Raw genomic sequence first — 22,777 nt, forward strand, 5'->3', positions numbered from 1 at the left:
GGCGCTCACGTGCGGTGCGGGCCGACGGTCGCGGGCGCGGTCGCGGGGAGCGGTCAGGGACCGTCCCGGTCCTCGTCCCACCCCTCGTCCGCGTCGGCGTCCTCGCTGCCGGGCCCGATGCGGACGACCTCCAGGTCCAGGCCCGCGGCCGGGCGGCCCAGCGCGGAGGCGAGCGCGCGCAGGGCCTGGCCCTCGGCCGCCTCCCGGCTCAGCGCCACCGGCAGGTCCAGGGCCGCGGGAAGGTCCTCCTGGGCCGGGAACCGCGTGTGCCACCCGGCGCCGTCGCACAGGACGGCCGCCGCGTAGCAGGGGTCGTCGCCGTCGTGCCCGAAGAGGGTCACGTCGACCTCGTCGGGGGAGACGCCCAGGCGCCCGGCGACGACCTCGGACATCTCGTCCGCCAGCCCGGCCTCGTCGTCGCCGGTCACGACCGCGTCGGGCCGTCCCGGCAGTTCGACGACGGCGCGCCGGGTGTGGCCGTCGCCGGTGACGATGCCGAAGTGGTGTGTGTGCACAGGGCCTCCTCGCGAGATTCTGGAGTCTTGCACGCCGGAGCCGCCCCCGGACAGGGGTTTTCCGGGACGGACCGGACGTCGCGGACTCTCCCGGGCGCGTGCCGACCGGCCGTCGCGGGCGCGGGCGGCGTGCGGGGTCCTTCTCGGGGGCGGGGCGTCGGGGCCGGCGAAGGGCTCGGAGCCCGGGGGCGCGCCTGCCTCCTCCCCGGCGGGCGGGCACGCGTCCGGCAGTGGCACCGGGCGTGCGGCGTCCGGGGCCACGCCGGTGAACGCAGGGTGCCGGCCCGCGCCGGGGCCCTCCGCTTCCCGGCGGCAGGGCGCCGTCGCCGGCGTTCCGGACGGGGAGCCTCCCGGGGCGGGCGCAGAGGGGGCGGCCTCCCCGGGGCGGCAGGCCCGTGCGGGGCCGGGGGCGGGCTATGCCTGGTCGGGGCCGGGGACGATCAGGTCCACCATGCGGTCCACCAGGGGGCCGGCGGCGTCGTCGGCGAGTACCGCGGGCAGGGTCAGGTGCTCGATGAACAGGCCCGTCATCGCCAGGTAGAGCGTCACCACGGTGGTCCGGTCGCCGGGGAAGCCGCCCTCCAGGTGGGTGCGCACGTTCTCCTCCAGCGTCTCCTTGATGGTGCGGGTCAGCTCCTCGCGGATGCCCGGGTGGCGGTTGGCCTCCAGCCGGAGCTCCAGCAGCGCCAGGTAGCCGTTGCGGTTGTGCTCGATGCGCCGCAGCAGGTCCTGCATGCCCAGCCGGGTCTGCTCCCGGGACGGCAGGGCGTTCGTGAACCGGTCCATGAACTCGTCGGTGGGGGTCAGGCGCACATGGACGTGCGCGCCCGCCTGGAGCAGGAGCTCGGCGCGGTTGGCGAAGTAGTTCGACGCAGTGCCCTTCGGCACCTCCGCGCGTGCGTCCACAGCCCGGAAGGTGAGCCCCCGCGCCCCCTCCTCGGCCAGGACGTCGATGGCCGCGTCCAGGAGGGCGCGCCTGCGTTCGGGGTTCTGCCGCATGGTCTCGGTCTCCAGTCGTCGGGAAGAGCTGCTTGCTGCAACCACTTTAAGTGTAGTACTTTAGGTGAAGTGGTCAAGAACGACTCAGGGGAGAACACCGTGAATATCGACCTCATCGGCATGGCGGTGCTCTGCGACGACCCGCGCGCGAGCGCCGAGTGGTTCGCCGAGCACATCGGCTTCGAGATCGGCGCCGACATCGGCTGGTACGTCAACACCCAGCACGCCCAGCACAAGAACCTGTCGCTGGACTTCGTCCGGCGCGACCACGCGTCCCTCGCCGAGGGGATGCTCGGCAGGACGGTGGCGGGGACACTCGTCGCCTTCCTGGTGCAGGACGCGGACGCGGAGGAGAAGCGGCTGAGGGAGGCCGGCCTGGAGATCGTCCTGCCCCTGGTCAGCGAGCCCTGGGGGCAGCGCCGCTTCCAGGTCGCCGGCCCCGAGGGGCTCTTCGTGGAGATCCTCCAGCTGGTCGCCCCCGACCCGCGGTGGATGAGGGACAACGGCTTCGCGCCGGAGTAGCGCACGCGGGACCGGCCGGGGGGCGCCGCGGGACCGGCCGGGGCGCCCTGTCCCGCGGCGTGCGCACCGGGCGCCGGATCAGAAGTGCTCGGCGAGCGGCCCCAGCACCGGGACCCACTCCTGGGCGGAGACCTCCGCCACCAGGCCCTGGATCCGGAAGGGGTCCTTCTCGGTGTGGGCCACCGCCTCCTCGCGGGAGTCGGCCCGGAACAGCAGCAGTGCGCCGGGGGCCTCCTCGGGGCCGAACGGGCCCGAGCACAGGTTGACGCCCCGCTCGGACAGCCCGCCCAGGTACTCCCGGTGGGCCGGGCGGTGCTCGTCGCGTGCGGCGGCGCTCCCGTCGGCGTAGGTGTAGGTGACGGCGAAGACGGCCATCGGTTTCCTCCCGTAAGGCGTGGTCAGGCGGTGGGCACCGCTTCCGCCGCCACTGTGCCACAGGCGGTCCCCGGGGCGCCGGCCGGGTTCCGGCCGCCACCCGGCCCCCGGCACGACGGGGCGCCGTCACATCCGGGCGAGGGCGTGCTCCCACACGAACTGGACGGCGGCGACGCCGAACCAGACGGCGGCGGTGACCGCGGCCGCCGTCAGTACCCCGGTGACCAGGTAGACGGTGACGGCGATCGTCCGGCGCGCGCCCCGGTGCCCGGGGGTGCGGCAGCTCATCGGCCGCCTCCCACGCGCTCGGGCCGGGGCGGGGCGGAGCCGAGGGGCACGGGCGCGCCGCGCGGTGCGGTCCCCGCCCCGGAACCGGGCGCGGACCCGGCCAGCATCCCCGCGAACGCTGCGGACTCCCCGGCCAGCACCCACCGCAGCAGTGCGGAGAGGCTGGGGTGCGCGGTCCCGGAGCCGTCGGCGACCGACGCCGTCAGGAACACCCGCACCTCCCCGAAGTCGGCCGCCGCGTCCCGCAGAAGGTTCCCGAGCCCCAGGGTCCGTGCCGCCCACTCCTCCGGCGGCATCCCGCCGGGCGCCGCCGAGGTGCCGCGGACCAGGTCTCCGCGGGTGACCACCACCGCCAGACGGGTCCGCGCACGCCGGGGCCGCAGTCTGCGGCCGGACATGCGGTACTGGCGCCGGATCTCGTCGCGCACCGCCCCGTACGCCAGTTCGGGGTCGCGGACGCGCGAGCGGTGCCCGGACAGGCGCGACCGCTCCCCGGCGGTCATGGACCGCCACACCGCCTCGACGCCCAGGGGGTCCACCACCAGCACGAACGTCGACGCCTGCCCCAGATAGGTGAGTTCCTCGGTGGTCGCCGACCGGTTGAACCGCTCCCCGGCCGCGTCGTACACCTGGAGGAGGAGGGTCCGCCCCTCGGCCCCCACACGTACCGTCAGCCCGCGGACCTCGCGCCCCGGGGGAGTGGGGCCGGTCCGGTGGGCCGCGGTCAGGAGCCGCTCGCTGTCGCGCAGCCGCCGGACGGTCTCCTCGCCGACGGGCTCCACGTACGCCTCCCGTGTGCCCCGCGCGGCCTGGGCCAGCGCCAGGTTCATCCCCGCCACCAGGCGGGTCTTGCCCGCGCCCGCGCTGCCGAACAGCGGCAGCACGAACTCCCGGGCCTCACCGGGCCGGTGCTCCAGGCCCCGGTCGCAGTGCGGGCACAGCGCGTCCAGGTCGGCCGAGCCCAGCAGGAGCAGCGTGGGGAGCCGGGCCCCGCACAGGCACCGGCGCCGCAGCAGCCCCCGGAGCCCCGGGCGGATCGCACCGTGCCTGCGCCCGCACCGCGTGCACAGGTACGCCGGGTAGCCGAGCCGCAGGAAGCAGCCCGGGCACACCATCCGCACCCGGCGGACCACCAGCAGGCCGGCGTCCACGACCCGCAGCACCCCCACGAACGTCCATGCCGCCGCCAGGTACGCGGCCACCACCAGGGCGTGGACCGCGAAGTGCGCGCCCAGGAGCACCCCCCACAGGGCCGACGCGGCCCAGGTCCGGCCCACGATCGTCCGCAGGTCCCACCAGGCGGGGCCCCCGTGGTAGGCGCGGTGGGCCGGGTCGTCCCCCTCGCCCGGGGGCGGTTCCTCGGGGCGGCCGCCACCGAACATCACCTCGTGCGTCCGGCGGAAGTACAGGCCCGTCAGCACGGACCCGCCGACCGCGGCGGCGGCGACGCCCAGGGCGACGACGGCGCTCACCAGGAACGCCAGCAGCCACCAGCGCAGGACGTAGACGACCGCCAGCCCGAGCACCGCCACCGACGCCGCGGCCGCGCAGCCCGTCCCCAGGTCCGCCCGGCCCCCGTCCCGGCGCGGCCACAGCGCCCCCGCGAACCCCGCGATCCGTGGCCGGCCGGTGCGGCCCCGCCGAGAGGGCGGCGCCCCGCGCCCGCCCGCCCGCCGCCCTCCGGCGCCTCCGCGCGTCCGGGCCGCCGCACCGCCCGGGGGCGCGGAGCCCTCGGCGCCCGCGGTCGCGCCTTCGCCCGTGGGACCGCTCACGTGTGCCGCCCGCCTGCCCGGCGACCCAGCCCGAACCGTCTCCGCTCCCGTTCCCCGCGCCGCCGCCGGACCCACTCGTCGAACGCCGCCGCCCCCTCCCGGGGCAGCTGTCTGCGCACCCCGGCGAGGTGGCGGCGGCGCCACGCCGCCACGGCGGGGGAGAGCACCGCCGAGTCCAGGCGCCCCCCGCGCTCGTGCCCCGCCAGGTCCTCGTGCCCCGCGGCCAGGTACACCGCGGCCGCCGTCGCCGTGTCGGGCCGGTCGTCGGCCAGCCGGGCGGCGACCACCCCGCAGAAGGCCCCGAACACGTCCTCCGGGCACCCCCGCAGAGCCGCGGCCAGCGTCCCGGGACTCCGCCATCCGGACAGCACGCCCACGACCGTCCGCCGGGCTACGGCGTCCACCGCCGGGTGGACCTCCACGAGCGCCCGGTACACGGCGGCGAGCCGCTCCGGCCCGTGCTCCTCCCCGGCCCGGTGGAGCCCGTCCAGAAGGGGGCGGACCTCCGACCACTCCACCGCCACGCGCTGCCCCGCCGCCGGCAGTCGGTCGCGCAGCCAGTGCCGGGACACCTCGTCCACCAGGTCCCGCCACGCCCGCTCCCCGTCCGGCGCGGGCGCGGCCACCATCGCCTCGGCCACCCAGCCGCCCACGCCCGGGGACACCAGGACGCCGGGGCGCATCGCCCGCAGGGCCAGCAGGGCGGAGTGCGGCCCGTGCCCGGGTCCCCACACCTCCGTCAGCAGGGCGTCGTCCAGATCGTGCTCGGCCAGGCCCGGAGCGTTCGACGCCCGCCCCTCCCGGCGCACCGACACCACGTACGCCAGCAGCCCCACGGGGTCGGAGCGGTCGTCGGTACCCAGGCGGCGCAGCTCGCGAAGGCGCGCGCTGGCCCCGTCGCGGTCGCCGGCGAACAGGGCGCCGGCCGGGCCGATCGCCACGTCCGCGAGCCGGTCGGGGGGCAGGGCCGCCAGCCGCTCCGCCGCGCCGCGCCGCACCTCGTGGTGGTGGGACAACAGGACCGCCACGGCGGGATCGGGCCACGCCGCCCGCGGCGCCCCGCCCCGCCGCCCGGAGGCGGGGGCGGCTCCCGCGACGCCGGGCGCGGAGGGACGGCCGAAGCAGGGGTCCGCCAGCAGAGGGGCGACGACCTCGCGCCCGTACCTCTCCAGGCTCACCGCCGACGGCGCCAGCCCTCCCGCGCGCGCCCATCGCAGCAGCTCCACGGCCCGGTCGGGGGCGACCCCGCCGCCCCCCACCCCGCCGCGCCGGGCTGCCGCGTTCACGCCGGGCGCCCGCGCCGGGGCAGCCTCCGCCCCGGGCCGCCCGCCCCCCGGCGCCCCGGCCTCCGGACCGGTCCCGTCCGGTTCCGTCCCGACCCGTGCGGACCGACCGGGCGAGGACTCCTCGGAAGGCTCGCCGGCCAGGAGTGCGGAGATGCGCTCCCGCGCCGCCGCGCGCACCGCGTCCGACCGCATCGGCGCGACCCGGGGAGCGGCCCCGCCCCCGGCGATGCCGTCCAGGGAGCGGTGCACCAGGACGCGCTCGATCCGCTCGGTGACCTCGTCCGCGCCCACCCGGTGGGCCAGCCGCTGCAACCCGGCCAGCGCCCCGTCGTCCAGCGCCCCGGCGCCGGAGTCCAGGACCCGGGCGACCAGCGACGCCGTGTCCCCGGGGGCGAGCCACTCCACAGCCTCCGACAGCCACTCGCGGACGGCCCGCAGGTCCTCCGGGCCCAGCGGGTCGCCGGCCAGGGCCGCCGCCGCGGCCAGCACCGGGCGCCAGTCCGCCAGGCGCCGCTCCCTCCCCGACGCGTAGGGGGCGGCCCCGCGCCACAGGCCCACCGCTCCGCGGGACCCCGCGCCGACCAGCCGGGCGGCCACCGCCCGCGACCGCTCGTCGGGTTCGGGCAGCCGCCCGGGGGAGTCCGACCCCGGGGCGTGCACGGTGAACCGGTCCTCCCACGGCGAGGTGTCCGACCCCGGCGGCACCCCGATGACGTGGACCGGCGTCCCGTCCGGGTCGGCGCCGTACGTCGCGAACGACAGCAGTCGCGCCCGCTCCGGCGGCATCAGGTGGGTCAGCGCCGCCACCCAGTGGGCGACGGAGGCGCTGTCGGCCACGAGCACGAGGGGCCGGGCGCCGTCCACGGCCCCGTCCGCGCAGACCAGCAGCCGCACGACCGCCTCCGGGGGCAGGCCGCGCGCCCAGGCCTCGGTCCGGCGCCGGTCCAAGGGGCCGCGCCGCACCTCCAGCACCGGGAGCCCGGCACCGCGGACCGGTGCGTCCGCCCAGAAGCGGGCGCCCCACAGCTCGGCCGGCAGCGGGCCCCCGTCCCGGACACCGCCGGCCCCGTCGCCGTCCGCCGCGCCTCCGGCGGGGACCAGGCTGTGCGCGAAGTAGTTGCCCGGCCGCCCCGAGGGGTCGTCGCCGCTGGACACGACCCGGCTCACCACGGGGACCCCGCCCAGGTCCGGCGCGTAACAGAGGTTGACGGGGTGTGCGGCGACCCCGGCGGGGGAGGACCGGCGCGGCGGCTCGTAGACGGTGAACCGCTCGACCTCCCTCAGTACCCGGGGGTCCACCCCGGGCGTGGCCGCGTTGAACTGGTATCCCGCGTACCCCGACAGGCCGTGTTCGCACGAGGTGTAGTAGAGCTGAGCGAAACCCATCGGCGCGCCCTTCCGGTCGTTCTGGTCTTTCGCGGGGGATCCTGCGGCCGGCGGACCGGCCCTGCGGGTACGCCTCACCGGGGCGGCCGCGGGTCAGGGGCCCTCCCGGGAGGGGACCACCCCGAACTCGCCCAGCATCCACAGGAACGGGTCCGCGACCCGGTAGGGGCGCACCCCTCCCCGGACCCGGTTCCCGTCGTCGGGGGCGCAGCCCAGCGCGGACACCCCGAAGTAGCGGGCGTTGCGGTAGTGGTTGCGCACGTGCCCGTCGATCCCGCCGCCGTCCCACCGGTGCAGGAGCTGCTGGACCTGGGCGTGCACGTCCTGGCTGTCGGAGTCGTCGAAGAACGGCTCCCCCGGCTGGGGCCGGTGCAGGGGGGACCCCGCGTCCAGCTGGCCGTGCAGCGCGTCGATCTTGGTCAGGCACACCGCCATGGGAACCCGGATGAGCCGGCCGGCCGCCCCGGGCCGCTTCAGGAGCAGGTCGGTGACCCTGCCCAGCATGTCCAGCGGCCGTCCCGCGTTGCGTCCGGGCGCGGGCATCCTCGTCCCCGCCGGGGCGAGCCTGCGCGCGCCCTCCATCTGGAGCGGGTCCAGCAGCAGGATGACCCCGTCGGCGTTGTTGAGGTACCGGAGGTTCGCCTCGACGCTCTCCTCCGACGTCAGGTCCTCCCCGGCGGTGTCGAAGAACGACAGCAGGGTGTGCCGGGGCCGCCGTCCGGTCAGCCCCCGCCGGGGCGCCGTGAACCGGAACACCAGTGGCTCGCGCGTGGTCCCCGTGCGCCGGGTGGCGCCCAGGAGCCGCTCCTCCTCGTACAGCGGGGTCTCGTAGTCGGCCCGGAACCGGTGGCGCGTGTGGTCGTCGGAGCCGCCCACCGAGGCGCCGAACCTGGCGCCCACGCGGTTCATCAGCTCGTGGATGAGCACCGTCATGAACACGGTCTTGCCCGCGTCGCGGGCGCCGACCAGGGCGATCAGCCGGCTGCGGGTGCGGCCGAAGTTCACCGGCAGCTGCGCGTGGCAGGTGGCGCACACCTGTTTGCCGGTGGTCGACGAGCACTCCGGGCAGACCGCGAGGGCCCGCCGCCCGTCGGCCCCGAACACCGGGGGGAGCAGTTCGCGGCGTCCCAGGTGGGTCCGGACCGCCGTGTCCTCGACGGGGGCGCAGACCCTCCCGCCGGGGCCGGGCCGCCCGGTGCACCGGAACCGGATCAGGCGCTCGGTGAAACCCGAGTAGCAGTAGGGGCACACGAGGCGTCGGCCGTCCAGGGGGTTCAGGGCGTGCAACGCGGTCGGGGCTCTCACAGGCGCAGCTCCTTCACCGAGGGCTGGCGCAGGCGCGCAGCGCGGTCGTCGTCGGCGGCGGGGAAGCACATCAGCCAGCCGGGGCCGGACCCCCGGGGAGGCCTCACGCGCACCGACACCCGCTCGCCCGCGTCCAGGCGCCGGGAGGGCAGGGTCGCCAGGACACGCCCCTGGGCCCCCGAGTGCGGCTGCACCTCCCCCTCGGCGTAGACCACGGACACCTCGGGCATGGCGCAGGCCCGGTCCGCGACCAGGTGGACGACGCGTTCGCGCCGCAGCAGACCGGCCGTCTCCACGCGGTAGGAGATCACCGCCCGGCCCGGCACGGTGACGGACACGGGAGCGCCCACCGCCTCCTCGCCGCCCGTCACCACGACGGTGCGGACGCTCACCCGCACCGGGTCGGATCCCATGGCGGCCTCGAAGCCGCCGTCCGCCCCGTACTGGCGCCGGGTGCACCGCGCGCTCCCGGACCCGTCCGGTCCCCGCGTGTGCTCCGGCCCCCCAGGGGTCTCGGGCGTCCAGGAGACCAGGGCCGCGGCGGCCTCGTCCGGCCAGGTCCACCCCAGCCGGACCGAGGTGTCGAAGCGCTCCGCGCGCAGCCCCCCGACCGGCGGCGCGGTCGCGATCCGCACCGAGCGGCCCACCACGGCCCGGTCGCCGGCGACCGTCACCGCCAGCACGTGGCTGATCCCCGCGCCCAGGAGCAGCTCCGCCCGCTCGCGTCCGGGCCCGGGGTCCCCCTCCCGGACCGGTTCCGGCCCCGGTACGGGTTCCGGTTCCCGTACCGCCTCGGGGCCGTGCGCGGCCGCCTCGTCGGGACCGACCACCGCTCCCGGCTCCCACCTGGACGGCTCCGGGCCCACCCTCAGGACGACCCGGCCGCGGGGCGGCCGGGTCCAGTGGACCCGCACCCCCGTGCCGCCGTCCGCCGACACGGCCAGGTCGAGCACCGGAGGGGGCGGAGGCCCGGGGGTCGCCCGGCGGACGAGCCCCTCCGACGCACGGGCGTGCCCGTTCGAGGTCAGGTAGACCGCCCGCACCCGGTAGAAGTACTCCGCGTCCGGGCGCACGTCGGGGTCCCGGAACCCGGCGCCGTCCGTCTCCACCCTGACCCCGTCGCCCGGCCCCCTCGGCGCTGCCCCCTCGCGCCGCCACGCGTCCACGCGCACCGCCTCCGCCGGGGCCTGCCACGAGGCGGTCACCGACGCCTCGCCCGCTCGTACGCGCAGGTCGCAGACCTCCGGCGTGATCGTCACCGGGGAGGTCTCCACCGGCTCCGACACCCCGCGGCCGCCGTGCACCGCAACCACCGCGTAACGGGCGTCCGTGCCGACCGGGGCCTCGGTGTCGGTGATCTCGGTCCCCGACAGCTCGCCCACGGCGACCTCGCGCGCGGTCCCGGCCCGGCCGGTCCGCCGCACCACCCGGTAGGTGACCGGACCCGCCGGGCCCGGAACGGGCTGCCACGACACGACCACGTCGCGGCCGTCCACGCGGGCGCGGGCTCCGCGCGGCGGCATCGGCTCCACGTCTTCTAGTCCGTCGGCCGGGGCCTCGTCGTCGGCCGCCTCCGCCGCCGCGGTGAGGGTGCGCGCGGCCTCCTCGCCCTCGTGGCGTCTGCGGTCCTGTGCGTTCCAGGGCATCGTGCCGTGCCGCTCCCCTCGCGCTCGTGGTGGTCGTCGGCGTCGTCCGGGGGCTCCGCGGAGCGGAACCCCCGCCGGGTCAGCCGGAGGCGCGGATCATGGCGACGGCCTCCTCGGCCCGCTCCGCTCCCGCCCTGCCCGTCCCGCCGATCCGTCCGTCGAAACCGGTCGCCCGCCCGCTCGCCGGGTCCCGGCCGCGCACGTGGAGCAGGCCGGTCCCGGTGAGGTGGAACCCGATCCGGAAGGGGGTCCCCGCCGGTCCGTGGGGAAGCCCCGGGAGCAGTGCGTCACCGATGCGGACGCGGTGGTCCGGAGAGGGGGCGGTGTCGTCGCCCACGGCGTTCCCGGCGATGGCGGCGCGCCCGGCGGCGACCTCCGCCGACCCTCCGCCGTCGTGCGACCCCATCCGATTCGCCTTTCGCCTCCGGAACGACCACGGCGCAGCGCTGTCACGGCGCGGCCGGTGTATTCCGCGATCATACTCGCGGAGGCCTTCGCCGACGGGGAGAACGCACGCGACACATTCCCGGGGTCGCGCATGCCCTCGGAGGGATTGTTCTGGCCTTCCACCTGCGCTTTCGTGTGCCATCCGAAAACGTCCGATTATGCACTGAAGAGCTTTATATGGTGCTCATGAGGCTCGGGAAATGTGTTTTTCGGCGATCGTGACAACGGTTTGCGAAGGGACGTGCGACGGACGACGTTCACGCGGTTCTCTCCCGGACCGGCAACGGCCGGAGCCCGGGGGCGGTCGGGCCCGGGACGCACGGCGGACGGGCCCGGCCGCCGCCGGGGGCGCCGGGCCCGTCGGGCGGCGTGCTCAGGACAGGGCGCGGTCCAGGCGGCTGCCCAGGTCGTGGGCGAGCAGCCGGATGTAGGTCTCCGTGATGTGCCCGGCGTCCCGGTAGATCATCACGTTGCCGATCACCGCGGGGCACGCGCCGTCGACGCAGAACCGGTCGCTGAGGTCGAGCATGTGCGCCTCGTCCCCCAGCGCGAGGACGGCCTCCTCCTGCGGGTCGGCGTGCTCGAAGGCCTCACCCTCGGACACCTCGCAGCGCTCCGGCTGGTCGAGGTTGGCCGACACGCACTCCACCACGTCCCTCTGGTGGCGGGGGGTGTCCCGGATCGCGACGATCGGGCCCGAGACCTCGGCCACGTCCTGCCACAGGCGGTGCATGCCCTCGGCGATCGCGGTCTTGCCCTCCTCGATCGTCTCGGCGCCGAAGGGGCGGCTGGTCGTGGAGGAGCTGGTGAAGACCAGGTCCGGGGCCAGCTCCGCGAACTCCTCCACCACCCCCCGGTTCCACTCCCGGCACTCCTCGTAGGCGCCGCCCTCGGCGTCCGCGGTCATCGTGTCCGTGAACGCGCAGGACGACTTCGTGTAGAGGAACAGCCGCCAGTCCCTCTCCTCGGCCATCTCGTGGAGGGCGGGGAACCACTGGGCGCTGTGGGAGTCCCCGACCACCGCCACCGTCGTCCCGGCGTCCTCCGCCCCGTACACGCACTGGGCCGACGCGGGGTCGCTGTCCTCCTTCGACGCCTGGCAGTCGTCGTCGTACAGCAGGGGCAGGTCGTCCTCGGCCCTGACCGGGGAGGGGTACGTCCACTCCCCCTCGGAGTCGGCGGACCGGCCGATCGCGGCCGGGCCGGTGTGCACCGACGGGTCGAACGTCACCGACCCCGACCGGTCGACCTGCAGGTACGCGGCTCCGCCCACCGCCGCCACCGACACCATGCCCGCGGTGGCCACGGCCAGCGCGGACCGTCCGCTCCGGACCAGGCCCCGGTCGCGCACCGGGTCCTCCACCCACACCTTCGTCGCCCACGCCAGCAGCACGGACAGGCCCGCCACCACGACCGTGTCCAAGGGGCCGAGCCCGTCCCGGCCGGTGAGGACGAGCGCGAAGACGATGAGCGGCCAGTGCCACAGGTACAGGGAGTAGGACACGTCCCCCACCCACCGGGCCGGCGCGGTGCCCAGGAGGGCCGACGCGGTCAGGCGGCCGGACCCCTGCTCGGCGGCGATCACCGCAGCGGCGCCCAGGACCGGCAGGGCCGCCGCCCAACCGGGGAAGGGGGTGGCGTCGTCGTAGGCGACGGCGGAGGCGACGACGGCGGCCAGGCCCAGCCAGCCCAGGGGGGCGCGCACCCTCTCCGGCAGGCTGCCGTGGGCCAGGCCCACGGCGAGCAGTCCGCCCACCGCGAGCTCCCAGGCGCGGGTCGTCGGCAGGAAGTACGCGGACGCCGACTCCTGCGAGGTCAGCACCACCGAGCAGGCGAAGGACAGCACCAGCACCGACCCCAGGAGCACCGTGAGGGCGCGGGCGGTGGTCCGCCAGCGCCGCCGCGTGAGCGCCCACACCGCGAACAGCAGCGGCCACACCACGTAGAACTGCTCCTCCACCGACAGCGACCAGAAGTGCTGGACGGGGCTGGGCGGCGTGTCGGAGGCCAGGTAGTCCACCGCCTGCCGGGCCAGGTAGAGGTTCTCGACGTAGAGCGCCGAGGCCGCCAGCTGCCAGGCCGTGTCGGTGAGCCTGGTGATCGGCAGCACGAAGAACGAGAGGACGCCCGTGCCCAGGAGCACGACCGTCGCGGCGGGCAGGAGCCTCCGGACGCGGCGCACGTAGAAGCCGCGGATCGACACGCGTCCGTGCGCCGTCGCCTCGCGGTACAGCAGCGAGGTGATGAGGAAGCCGGAGATGACGAAGAAGACGTCGACGCCGACGTAGCCGCCCGGAAGCAGGGCGGGGTTCAGGTGGTAGACGAGGACCAGGAGGACGGCGACGGCACGCAGTCCCTGGACCTCGGGGCGGAACCGGCGTTCGGCCCCGGGAGGTGTGGCAGGCATTCGGTGTGCTCCGCGAGCGGGTTCGGGGACGGGCGACCGGAAGGGCCGCGGAACTGGTGATCGCATTCTGTTATGTTCCGGCGACCTGTGTGGTGTTCCAAGGCAACACGAGGGGAGGTGTTCGCCCAACCTGGGCAGAGCGGACACCTTCCCGTGACCGGATGTTCCCCACACGGCCCCCGGGCTGGTGTGTTCCCGGCACGCGCGCTCCGGATCTCGGGCACACTGTCCTGTACGGACGCCGCCCCGCCGACGGCGCCGCGACCCCCCGTCGCGGCGTTCCCGGCCGCCGGGCCGCGTCCGCCCACCAGAGGGCACCGGTCGGGCACCGTCCGCCGCGGCCTCGCCGCGAGAGGAGGCGCACCGTCACCCCCGTCACCCGAGCACGCCTGATCGCCGCCGCCGCGGCGGTGGCCCTCGTCCCCGGTCTGCTGTACCCGCTCGTCGGCCCCTGGGCCCTGCTGTGGGCCCCGGTCGTCCTGCTGTGCCTGGCGGCCTACCTGTCGCGTTCCGGCGGAGCGGAGGGGCGGTCCGGGGCGTCGGACCCGCCCGAGCCGGAGGCGGGGCCCGGGGCCGAGGGGCCCGTTGGCGCGCGGGGCACGCGGATCCGCCCCGTGGCGCTTCCGAGCGCCGTCGCCGACCACGACCTGTACTTCTCCGCGACGGTCCACTGGCGCTGGTCCGGCCACGTGGACCTGGGCCTGCGCAACCCGGTCGCCCCGGCGGTCCTCGCCGTCGTCACGCGGGCGTCGGACCTGGTCAGCGGGACCGACCCCGCCCGTGAGGGGACGGCCGAGTGCGAACTCGCCGCCCTGCTCGCGGTGGAGAAGGCCGTCCTGGGCAGCGGGATCGTGGTGTGGGCGGAGGACGTGAGCCTGCGGCTGGCGGACGAGGACGCGGAGCGGCTGCGACGCCTCTCCGCGCTGCGCAAGGACGCTGCGCTGCGCGACGCGATACGCGACGCCGAGGAGGAGTTGGAGGAGGCCGCCGCGGTGGTTCCCCCGACGCGCCCGGGCGTGTACCCGTTCGGGGAGGCCGACCCCCTGGACGCGCCGTTCGGCGAGGGGGGTGGCGTCGCCGATCCGGTCGGGGCGCCGGACGGGCACGCGCTCGGCGACGGGCCGCCGCAGCCCGCCGGGCCGGGCAACGACGTCGACAGCGAGGGCTTCGAGAGCTACTGGTGGCCCGCCGAGACCGAGGGCCACGAGGCGGCCGAACGCGACGTCCAGGTCGCGATCATCCGGAGCCTGGTCGACGCGGTCGAGGACGAGGCCGCCCGGGCCGAGTTCGCGCGCGAGCAGGTGCGGGTTCTGGGGCTCGGCGGCTTCGACGACGTGGCGGTCCGCGTCCGCGAGGCGTTTCCCGGGCTCGACGGCGGCACGGGGCAGCGCACCGGCTCCTTCGACGCGCCCCACTGAGCGGGGTTCCCGCCCCGGACCCGCCGGGGGACGGGCCCGGGCGCCGGCGCGGCAGAAAATCTCGTGAGGGCGCGGGAGCCGGCCACGGGGGCTCCGAGCTGCGGTGATCCCGCCCGGCTCCCCTCCTCAGGCGGATCCGGGTACGCCGCCGTACGAGCTTTCCTCAAAGAAACCGCATCATTACCACACGTTGGGGTAGCAAGGCAGATGAGCATGAAAAAAGTATCTTTTTCGTGATTATTTCTCCCTTCCGTACCGCACGTTCCCTGTGAGGACGGCGAGGAGGCGCAGGGCACAGCTCACGGAGCGCGGCCCGGCGTCCTCCGACCGGCGAGGGCCCGCGGGCCCCGCCGACGGTGGGAGCGCGGTCGGCGCACCGCGGGGGCCGGGGACCGGGGACAGACTCGGTAGGGAGCCCCCGGGAGAACGACCACGGCGCCCTCCGGCGCCGCGACGAGGTGACCGCGCCCGGGAGATCTGCGGTGACGACGCCGCCACGAACCGACCGAGACAGCGCGGTTCCGCGCTGACGAGGAGGAGAACCGTGATGAGGAACCCCCTGAGGAAGGCCAGGAGCCTGACCGCCAAGTGGGCTCCGCCGGCGCGACGGCGACCCGCCGCCCGCACACCCCTGGCACGCGGACGCAATCCGCTGGCGCCGGGGCGCAACCCGCTGGCCCGTGGAGGCGGCCCCCTGGGGCGGCCCGGCCGCCCCGTGCGGACGCCCGGCCCCGGGAACCCGCTGCGGTTCCCGGCCGGCAGGACCCCTCCGCGCGGCCGCCGGCCCCGCAGGAGCCCCCTCAGCTGGCTCAGCGGCCTCGCCCGGAGCCGAAGGATTCGGTGACCCCGGGGGCGACGCCGCACCGGACTTCCCGCGTTCGGGTGCCCGCCCGGCACACTGAGGCCGAACACAGCGGGAAGGCACGGCCCCGCACGGTACCCACCGTGCGGGGCCGTCCCGCGTCCCCGTCCCCGGGACCTCCCGACCGGGCGCCGGCACGGCCCGGCCGCACACGGGAACCCCGCCCTCCCCGCGGATCCCCGCGGGGCCGGCGCGGGAGCGCCCGGGATCAGGCGCGGGGCAGGGTCGGCCTCGGGCGGCCGTCGGCCCCCAGCGTGCGGGTCAGGTGGTCGCCGAAGCCCCCGCGGGCGCGCGGGTCCGGTCTGGCGGAGGTCGTCACGGCCAGGTCGAGGGGGCGGCGGACGCGGTAGCCCGCGGCCTCCAGCGCCGTCACCAGCGCGAGGTCCTCGGAGCAGGGCAGGGGAGGGAAGCCGCCGACGTCGCTGTAGGCCGACGCCCGTACACCGAGGTTGGCCCCGTGGACGTGGGGGTGCGTCCCGCCCGTGTCGCGCGGGTACACCCGCTCGAAGCGCTGTCCGAACCCCGGCTCCCGGGAGGACCAGTCCCGCACCGCCACGGTCCCGACGACGGCGTCGCAGTCACGGGCGTGCCGGAGCTGCTCGGCGATCCAGTGCCGGGGCACGAGCGTGTCGGCGTCGGTGACGGCCAGCCAGACCGCGTCCAGGTCGGTGCGGCCCACCAGGCGGAGGGCGTGTCCCGCGCCGGTCCGGCGGGCCGCGCCCACGTTCCGGTGGTCGGCGGCCACCACGTGCGCCCCCGCGGCCCGGGCGACCGACGCGGTCCGGTCGGTGCAGGCGTCGGCGACCACCACCACGTGCCGTTCGCGGAGCGGGACGTCCGAGGCGTCCAGGGCCGCGCCGACCGACCTCAGGCAGTCACCGAGGAGCAGCTCCTCCTGGTGGGCCGGGACCACCACCGCGAGACCGCGGATCACACCAGCCCCCCGGCCCGGGCGACGGACACCGGGCCCCCGGCGTCCGAGGCCTGGTACAGGTCCAGGAGGAAGTCCTCCTCGACGTGCTCGACCACCCGCTCCAGCCCGGGTACCGCGGCCAGGGCCCGGTGCGCGTCGTCTCCGGAGCGCGCGTGCTCGGGCACGTGATGGCGCCAGTGGACGGCCAGGACGGTCCCGCCCGGGCCGAGGGAGTCCCTCGTCCGGCCCAGGACCGAGGCCAGGTCCCCGTCGTCGAAGTAGTAGAGCAGTTCGGAGAGGACCACGAGGTCGAACGGGCCCTCGGGCCACTCCGCGGGGATCCGGGCGCACCGCACGAGGACGTTCCCGGCGCCCGCCGACTCCTCGCGTGCCAGGGAGGCCGCCTCGGCCGACCCCTCCCAGGCCAGGACCCGGTCGCAGCGCGACGCGAGGTCCCCGGTCAGCAATCCGATCGAACAACCCGGCTCGAACGCGCGCCCGTAGCGCTCCCGCGTCAGGGCGGCCGTGCTCAGGGCGCGCTTGCGCCGCTCGTACCACCGGGACCGGAACCCCCACGGGTCGTCGGAGGAGGAGTACATCGCGTCGAAGTAGGCTCCGTCGACCGTCACGTGAACACCACCTCGTGGTCGCGGGTGAAGTGGGCCAGCATCGAGGGCTCCAGGATCGCCCGGTCCGCCTCGCCGGGACCGATCGGGGCGACCTGCGTCGTGAAGGCGCGGAGCGCGGCGCCCTTCCTGCGCCGGACGTCCCGAGACAGGTCCAGGCGGCTCGCCCGGTCCCATGGGACGCCCCTGTCACCCGGCCGCCTCCAGTGCCAGGTCCAGACCGGGTAGGACAGGAAGCGGACCCCGAGCGTGCGGGCGGCGTGCAGGGAGGCGCGGCCGACCGCCTCGTGGTCGGGGTGAGGGTCGCCCTCCCAGGGCGCCACGCAGAGGTCCGCGCCGACGCAGAGGTCCGCCAGCCGCCGGGCCAGCTCCTGCTCGTAGACGCCCACGCCGCCGTCGGGCAGGCCCAGGCGATCGACCCCGGCCCCGGCCGCCCCGAGGGCCGCCAGCGCGTCCGTGCGCTCGGCCGCGCGCCGCGCCACGAGCCGGTCCCGCGTGAACACGGTGCTGCCCGGGTGCGAGGCCTCCCCGTCGGTCACCGCCACGATCCGGAGGCGCACCCCGGCTGCGGCGAGCACGGCGAGCCCGCCGCCGAACCCGAGCGTCTCGTCGTCGGGGTGCGGCGCGACGACGACCGCCTCGCGCACCCCTTCGAGGTCCAGGGCCGGAAGGCGGTCCAGGCCCTTCCACCGGACCCACTCCTCCTCGGGCGTACCGGTGTCCTCCGCCGGACGCGCCGGCGCTCCCTCAGTGGTCATCCCCGTCTCCTCTCGTCTGCGCCGCGAGTGCCCCCAGCGCGGCCAGGTCCCGGTCGGCGTGGTGCTGGCGGACGTACACCGCGAGGTCGGCCGTGGCCCGCGCGTAGGCGGGGTCGCCCGCGAGCGGCCCGGCGCCCAGGGCCTCCCCCGTCCGCCGGAGCACACCGGCGCAGGCCTCGGCGACGACCGCGCGCACCCTCGCGGCGAGCACGGCGCCGCGGGCGGCGTCCAGGGGGTGGTCGTCGATCTCGCGGGCGGCGCGGCGCAGCACCGACCCCGCGGAGTACAGGTCCCGGTCCACCGCGCCGTACGCGCTGAGCACGTGCGGACCGGCGCCCTCCGGCGCGGCGCGTTCGGCCAGGGACCGCGCCACGGCCAGGGCGCCCCCGTACCAGCAGGCGGCGACCCCTGCGCCGCCGTGGTGGAACCCCGGCCTGTCCAGGTAGTCGCCGGGACCGCCGACCGGTTCGGCCGCCACGCCGTCGAAGCGGACGGTGAGCGTGTCGCTGGCCTCCATGCCCGCCGACGCCCACGTGTCCGCCAACGGCTCCGCGTCCGCGGTCCCGGCCGCGAACAGGGCCCGTCGACCGCCTTCGACCTCGGCACTGACCAGGGCGTAGGTGCAGACGTGGGCTCCGGAGCAGAAGGGTTTGGTCCCGTACAGCCTCCAACGGCCGCCCGACCCGCGCGCCGTCAGGGTCGCGCCGGGGGGATGCGCGGCCCACACACCCCACACGTCACCGGGTTCGGGGGCGGGGCCGTCCAGGTCGGCCAGGATCGCGACGGCGTCGGCATGGCCCTCGGCCAGCCGGGCCAGGGAGAGGTCCTCACGGGCGAGGTCGCGCAGGCGCTCCCAGCGCGCCCATGTGGCGCCGCCGCCGGGGAGCGGCAGGTCCAGCCCGCCCGAGGCGGTCTCCGCCACCAGCCTGGCGGCGACGCGGTCCCCGTGCCGCTCCTCGTGCCCGCCCCCCGTCGTGTCCGGTCCGTTCCCGTCCACTGCCTCTGACGTTTCCACCAGGTCGTGCCCCTCCGATGCCGTGTGGGCCGGACCGCCGCGCCGGACACGCCGAAGCCCGGCCGGGAGACCGGCCGGGCTTGCCGTCCGCGAAGCTCGCGACGGGGCCCGCTCTGCTGTGCGGCCCTACTTCTTGGCCTCTTCGAGCCTGAGCGCCACCCCGAGCGCGAAAAAGGTCGGCGCCCACTCACCGACGAACAGGCCCTTGCGCTCGGCCGCGTCCTTGCCGGCGTCCTCCTTCTTCTTGGACGCCAGCCACGTCAGAATGGTCAGGCCGATGGACGCTGCGCCCGCGCAGTAGGCCATTTCGGAGGTGACGCCCAGTTCGGACAGCTTGCGGATCATGTCGTCTCCCTTGTGGTCGCGGACCTTGCTCGTGCCGCACTCGTGCCGCTGCCCGGGTCCGAGCCGGGACAAACCCAAGGGAGTGCGAGGAATGCCGTGGGGGACCGGGGCCGACCGCGCGCGGCGCCGCCTCCGGAGCCGGGCGGGGCACCGCCGGGAAAGGCCCGGAACCCCCGCTCCGGCGGGCCCCGGCGGGGAGCGTGGCATCCTGGGAGCGACAGGAGCCCGCCCGAGGAGGAAACGCACCGTATGAGCATCGACGCGCGCCGGGCCCGGACGACTCCCGTCCTCGGGTCGCTCGCCGAGCCCACGAGCCTCCGCTCCCGGGTGACCCAGGTGCTGCGCGAGGCCATGGTCGCCGGGGAGCTCGCACCCGACACCATCTACTCGGCCCCGGCGCTGGCCGAACGCCTCGGCGTCTCGGCCACCCCGGTCCGGGAGGCCATGATGGAGCTGACCCGGGAGGGCCTCGTCGAGACGATCCGGCACCGCGGGTACCGGGTGGTCGAACTCGGCGACGTCGCGCTCGACGAGATCATCGAGCTGCGGGCCCTCATCGAGGTCCCGACCGTCGGCCGTGTCGCCGGGACGGCCACCGCCGAGCAGGTCGCCCGGCTGCGCCCGCTCGCGGACCGGCTCACGGAGACCGCCGAGTCGGGGGAGCTCCGGGAGTTCGTCGCCGCGGACACGGCCTTCCACCTCCAGCTGCTCGCCATCGCGGGCAACGCCCGGATCGTCGAGGAGGTGCGGCGCCTGCGCGGCATGTCGCGCCTGTCGGCGCTGCGCCGCCTCCACCAGGAGGGGCGCCTCACCGCCACGGCCCGGGAGCACCACGCCCTGCTGGACCGTGTCGAGGCCCGCGACGCCCCGGGCGCGGAGGCGCTCATGAGGCACCACCTCGGGCACGTGCGCGGGGTCTGGGCGGGCCTCCCCGAGTCCTGACACGGCCTCCGCGACGGCGGCGGTCCGGGAACCGGCCAGGTCACGAGGGTTTGCCTAAGTGCAATGTGAAATTGTACGTTGCACTAGTCCCCTTCGTGAGGCCCACGTCACGTCGGCCCCCACCTCCAGGAGTTGTGCGTGTCACCGCAACAGTCCACGGTCGGAAAACCGGCCACCAACCGCCGGGTGCTCATCGGCAGCCTCAGCGGCAGCACCATCGAGTGGTTCGACTTCTTCCTCTACGCGACAGCCGCCGCGCTGATCTTCGACAAGCAGTTCTTCCCCAACGACGACCCCCTGATCTCGTTGATGCTGTCGTACCTGTCGCTGTCGCTGACCTTCTTCATCCGGCCGTTCGGCGGCATCGTCTTCTCCCACATCGGCGACCGCATCGGCCGCAAGAAGACCCTCGTCATCACCCTGTCGCTCATGGGCGGCGCCACCGTGGCGATCGGCCTGCTGCCCAACTACGACCAGGTCGGCGTCCTCGCCCCGGTCCTGCTGATCCTCTGCCGCGTGGTCCAGGGCCTGGCGATCGGCGGCGAGTGGGGCGGCGCCCTCCTCCTCGCCTACGAGTACGCGCCCGAGAACCGCCGGGGCTTCTTCGGCTCCGTGCCCCAGACCGGCATCACCATCGGCATGCTGATGTCCACGGTCGCCTTCGCGCTCGTGAGCCTCATGCCCGCGGCCGCGTTCGAGTCCTGGGGCTGGCGCATCCCGTTCGTCGCCAGCGTCGTCCTCGTCTTCGTCGGCCTGTGGATCCGCAAGGGCCTCGCCGAGACCCCGGCCTTCCGCGAGGCCAAGGAGAGCGGCGACGTCGCCAAGCTGCCGATCATCGACACGCTCCGCGACCACTGGCGTTCCGTGCTCGTGGCCGTCGGCGCCAAGGTCGTCGAGACCGCGCCGTTCTACATCTTCGCGACGTTCGTCGTCAGCTACGCCACGGGCACGCTCGACATGGAGCAGTCCGTCGTCCTCAACGCCGTGAGCGCCGGGGCCCTCGTCAGCACCTTCGGCATCCTGCTCATGGGCAGGCTCTCCGACCGGCTCGGCCGCCCCGCCGTGTTCCTCGGAGGCGCGGTGCTCATCGCCGCCTTCGCGGCCCCCTTCTTCATGCTGCTCGACCTCCGGATGGACTGGGCCGTGTACGCGGCCGTCGTGATCAGCCTCGGCCTCGTGTGGCCCCCGGTCACCGCGACCCTCGGCACCCTGACCTCGGAGATCTTCACGACGCGCGTCCGCTACACCGGTGTGACCCTCGGCTACCAGGTCGGCGCGGCCCTCGCCGGCGGCACCGCGCCGCTCCTGGCGACCTGGCTGCTCGCCCGGTTCGACGGCGCCTGGTGGCCCATCGCCGCGTACCTGGTGGTCCTGGCGGCCATCTCGATCTGCGCGGTCTCGCTCTCCGGACGGATCGTGCGCAAGGAGTCCGCGGCGATCGCCGCCAGAGAGAACGACAAGGTGACCCCATGAACCCCGCACCCGCCGGCCTGCCCCTCGTCGACGCGGAGGAGGTCCGCGCCCGGATCAGCCCCTCGCGCGCACGGGAACTGGTCGAGAGCGCCCTGCTCGACGGCTTCGACCCGGCCGGGGACCCGGCCCGCGCCCACGCCCCGGCAGGGGAGGGCCACCTGCTGCTCATGCCCTCGACGCTGGGGGAGTGGGTCGGCGTCAAGATCGCGTCCGTGTCCCCGGACAACCCCGGGCGCGGACTCCCGCGGATCCAGGCCGTCTACATGCTCATGGACGCGCGGACGCTGACACCGCGCCTGCTCGTCGACGGCGTCGCCCTCACCTCGCTGCGCACGCCGGCCACCTCCGCCGTGGCCGCCGACCGGCTCGCCGCGCCCGACGCCTCCCGGCTCGTCGTGTTCGGGACCGGTCCGCAGGCCGTCTCGCACACCGTGGCGATCGCGGGGATCCGGGACCTCGCCGACGTCCGGCTGATCGGCCGTACCCCCGGCAAGGTCGCCTCCGCCCTCGCCGAGATCGCCGCGCACGGCATCACGGCGGAGGCCGGCACCGCCGCCGACGTCGCGGACGCCGACATCGTCGTGTGCGCGACGTCCGCCGCCGAGCCCCTGTTCGACGGCTCCCTCGTCCGCGACGGCGCCTGCGTGGTCGCCATCGGTTCCCACGAACCGGACCGCCGCGAACTCGACGCGGCACTGATGGGACGCTCCCACGTCGTCGTCGAGGAGCGCGGCGCCGCGCTGCGCGAGTGCGGCGACGTCGTGCTCGCGATCGGCGAGGGGACGCTCACCGCAGAGGACCTCGTCGGCCTCGCACCCCTCGTGCGCGGGGAGGCGCACCGCAGCACCGACCGCCCCAACGTGTTCAAGGGGTCCGGCATGTCCTGGCAGGACCTCGCCGTGGCGGTGGGCGTGGCCCCCGCCCGCTGAGCCGGTGGCGCCGGGGGCGTGCACGGCGCCGCCCCCGGCCCGCGGGGACGGGCGGAGGGCGCCCGGCCGGTCAGCGGCCGGTGTGGCCTCCCGCGCCACGGGGCAGGGTTCCCGACATGCGGGAACCCGAACGCACCGCCGACGGCCGCCACGTCGTGATCGGCGGCCGGCGGTGGCGGGCGAGCGACCCCGACCTGCCGGACGGGGTGCGCGAGGACCTGGTCGGCCACCTGATGTCGGCCCGCAGGGACGTGGCGGCGGCGCTGCGCTCGCGGGATCCCGGGGCGGAGCGGCTGGCCCGGTCCCGGGTGGCCCTGGCCAAGGAGGGCCTGGGCGAACGCGGGACCCCCTGGTGGGAGCTCACCGGTGACGAGCGCCGGAGCCGTTGGGAGGAGGCGCTGCGCCGCCTCGGCGGCCGGGGGTCGGCGGGGGCGCCGCCCTGAGCCGCTCCGGGCGTGGGACGCACCGCCGGGGAGCACCGGGACGGAGCCGCAGGAGACGCCCTGAGCAGGAAGAACGGTTTTTCCGGCGGCGGTCGCGGGTACAGG

At 76.1% G+C, this 22,777-nt stretch carries 21 protein-coding genes; 6 read left to right on the top strand and 15 right to left on the bottom strand.

Annotated features, from left to right (window positions below; translation table 11 throughout):
- Positions 1 to 53 precede the first annotated feature (53 nt).
- A complete protein-coding gene (locus ABZ234_RS10400) occupies positions 54 to 515 on the bottom strand; it encodes a hypothetical protein (RefSeq protein ID WP_355011787.1) in 462 nt (153 codons plus the stop codon).
- 414 nt (positions 516 to 929) lie between these two features.
- The gene (locus tag ABZ234_RS10405) at positions 930 to 1,559 is read right to left on the bottom strand and encodes a TetR family transcriptional regulator (RefSeq protein WP_355011788.1); all 630 of its coding nucleotides are present in this window, start codon (positions 1,557 to 1,559) and stop codon (positions 930 to 932) included.
- A 24-nt stretch (positions 1,560 to 1,583) separates the two neighbouring features.
- Here ABZ234_RS10405 and ABZ234_RS10410 point away from each other — a divergent pair, with 24 nt between their 5' ends.
- Positions 1,584 to 2,036, top strand: a complete 453-nt coding sequence (locus tag ABZ234_RS10410) for a VOC family protein (protein WP_344183543.1) — start codon at positions 1,584 to 1,586, stop codon at positions 2,034 to 2,036.
- Positions 2,037 to 2,114: 78 nt separating this feature from the next.
- On the opposite strand, the gene ABZ234_RS10415 is transcribed toward ABZ234_RS10410, so the two are convergent.
- The 8 genes from ABZ234_RS10415 to ABZ234_RS10450 all read right to left on the bottom strand — a co-directional run bounded on the left by ABZ234_RS10415 (position 2,115) and on the right by ABZ234_RS10450 (position 12,948).
- Positions 2,115 to 2,411: a YciI family protein gene (locus ABZ234_RS10415; protein WP_355011789.1), complete on the bottom strand. Its 297-nt coding sequence runs from the start codon at positions 2,409 to 2,411 to the stop codon at positions 2,115 to 2,117.
- 126 nt (positions 2,412 to 2,537) lie between these two features.
- Positions 2,538 to 2,699 (bottom strand): hypothetical protein, encoded by a 162-nt coding sequence (locus tag ABZ234_RS10420; protein WP_267946117.1) that lies wholly within the window; start codon positions 2,697 to 2,699, stop codon positions 2,538 to 2,540.
- Positions 2,696 to 4,471, bottom strand: a complete 1,776-nt coding sequence (locus ABZ234_RS10425) for a hypothetical protein (protein WP_355011790.1) — start codon at positions 4,469 to 4,471, stop codon at positions 2,696 to 2,698. Before ABZ234_RS10425 ends, ABZ234_RS10420 begins: the two co-directional genes overlap by 4 nt.
- Positions 4,468 to 7,143, bottom strand: a complete 2,676-nt coding sequence (locus tag ABZ234_RS10430; RefSeq protein ID WP_355011791.1) for a GTPase-associated protein 1-related protein — start codon at positions 7,141 to 7,143, stop codon at positions 4,468 to 4,470. The genes ABZ234_RS10425 and ABZ234_RS10430 overlap by 4 nt, the downstream gene beginning before the upstream one ends.
- Positions 7,144 to 7,236: 93 nt before the next feature.
- Positions 7,237 to 8,448 (bottom strand): hypothetical protein, encoded by a 1,212-nt coding sequence (locus ABZ234_RS10435; protein WP_267946114.1) that lies wholly within the window; start codon positions 8,446 to 8,448, stop codon positions 7,237 to 7,239.
- Entirely contained in the window at positions 8,445 to 10,094 is a 1,650-nt protein-coding gene (locus ABZ234_RS10440; protein WP_355011792.1) for a fibronectin type III domain-containing protein, read from the bottom strand. Before ABZ234_RS10440 ends, ABZ234_RS10435 begins: the two co-directional genes overlap by 4 nt.
- Before the next feature lie 79 nt (positions 10,095 to 10,173).
- Entirely contained in the window at positions 10,174 to 10,500 is a 327-nt protein-coding gene (locus ABZ234_RS10445) for a hypothetical protein (protein ID WP_355011793.1), read from the bottom strand.
- A gap of 414 nt (positions 10,501 to 10,914) precedes the next feature.
- Positions 10,915 to 12,948, bottom strand: a complete 2,034-nt coding sequence (locus ABZ234_RS10450; RefSeq protein ID WP_352982817.1) for an acyltransferase family protein — start codon at positions 12,946 to 12,948, stop codon at positions 10,915 to 10,917.
- Between the two features lie 410 nt (positions 12,949 to 13,358).
- Here ABZ234_RS10450 and ABZ234_RS10455 point away from each other — a divergent pair, with 410 nt between their 5' ends.
- Positions 13,359 to 14,366, top strand: a complete 1,008-nt coding sequence (locus tag ABZ234_RS10455; protein ID WP_355011794.1) for a hypothetical protein — start codon at positions 13,359 to 13,361, stop codon at positions 14,364 to 14,366.
- A gap of 1,070 nt (positions 14,367 to 15,436) precedes the next feature.
- Here ABZ234_RS10455 and ABZ234_RS10460 read toward each other — a convergent pair.
- The 5 genes from ABZ234_RS10460 to ABZ234_RS10480 all read right to left on the bottom strand — a co-directional run bounded on the left by ABZ234_RS10460 (position 15,437) and on the right by ABZ234_RS10480 (position 18,885).
- Positions 15,437 to 16,162, bottom strand: coding sequence for a glycosyltransferase (locus ABZ234_RS10460; protein WP_355011795.1), 726 nt, complete (start codon positions 16,160 to 16,162; stop codon positions 15,437 to 15,439).
- Positions 16,159 to 16,770 (bottom strand): class I SAM-dependent methyltransferase, encoded by a 612-nt coding sequence (locus ABZ234_RS10465; protein ID WP_355011796.1) that lies wholly within the window; start codon positions 16,768 to 16,770, stop codon positions 16,159 to 16,161. Before ABZ234_RS10465 ends, ABZ234_RS10460 begins: the two co-directional genes overlap by 4 nt.
- Positions 16,767 to 17,525 carry a PIG-L family deacetylase gene (locus ABZ234_RS10470; RefSeq protein ID WP_355011797.1) on the bottom strand — a complete coding sequence of 253 codons (759 nt, stop codon included), beginning with the start codon at positions 17,523 to 17,525 and terminating at the stop codon, positions 16,767 to 16,769. Before ABZ234_RS10470 ends, ABZ234_RS10465 begins: the two co-directional genes overlap by 4 nt.
- Complete coding sequence (locus ABZ234_RS10475; RefSeq protein ID WP_355011798.1) at positions 17,515 to 18,540, bottom strand: acyl-CoA dehydrogenase; 1,026 nt, start codon at positions 18,538 to 18,540, stop codon at positions 17,515 to 17,517. The genes ABZ234_RS10470 and ABZ234_RS10475 overlap by 11 nt, the downstream gene beginning before the upstream one ends.
- Positions 18,541 to 18,666: 126 nt before the next feature.
- Complete coding sequence (locus ABZ234_RS10480) at positions 18,667 to 18,885, bottom strand: hypothetical protein (protein WP_267950482.1); 219 nt, start codon at positions 18,883 to 18,885, stop codon at positions 18,667 to 18,669.
- 249 nt (positions 18,886 to 19,134) lie between these two features.
- On the opposite strand from ABZ234_RS10480, the gene ABZ234_RS10485 reads away from it, so the two are divergent.
- The 4 genes from ABZ234_RS10485 to ABZ234_RS10500 all read left to right on the top strand — a co-directional run bounded on the left by ABZ234_RS10485 (position 19,135) and on the right by ABZ234_RS10500 (position 22,672).
- Positions 19,135 to 19,827 carry a GntR family transcriptional regulator gene (locus ABZ234_RS10485; protein ID WP_267946109.1) on the top strand — a complete coding sequence of 231 codons (693 nt, stop codon included), beginning with the start codon at positions 19,135 to 19,137 and terminating at the stop codon, positions 19,825 to 19,827.
- A gap of 138 nt (positions 19,828 to 19,965) precedes the next feature.
- A complete protein-coding gene (locus ABZ234_RS10490; RefSeq protein WP_267946108.1) occupies positions 19,966 to 21,300 on the top strand; it encodes an MFS transporter in 1,335 nt (444 codons plus the stop codon).
- The gene (locus ABZ234_RS10495; protein WP_267946107.1) at positions 21,297 to 22,229 is read left to right on the top strand and encodes an ornithine cyclodeaminase family protein; all 933 of its coding nucleotides are present in this window, start codon (positions 21,297 to 21,299) and stop codon (positions 22,227 to 22,229) included. The genes ABZ234_RS10490 and ABZ234_RS10495 overlap by 4 nt, the downstream gene beginning before the upstream one ends.
- Before the next feature lie 116 nt (positions 22,230 to 22,345).
- Complete coding sequence (locus ABZ234_RS10500; RefSeq protein WP_267946106.1) at positions 22,346 to 22,672, top strand: hypothetical protein; 327 nt, start codon at positions 22,346 to 22,348, stop codon at positions 22,670 to 22,672.
- Positions 22,673 to 22,777: the final 105 nt, after the last annotated feature.

This window comes from Nocardiopsis sp. NPDC006198, assembly GCF_040613895.1.
In the GTDB taxonomy this organism is placed as follows: Bacteria; Actinomycetota; Actinomycetes; order Streptosporangiales; family Streptosporangiaceae; genus Nocardiopsis; species Nocardiopsis tropica.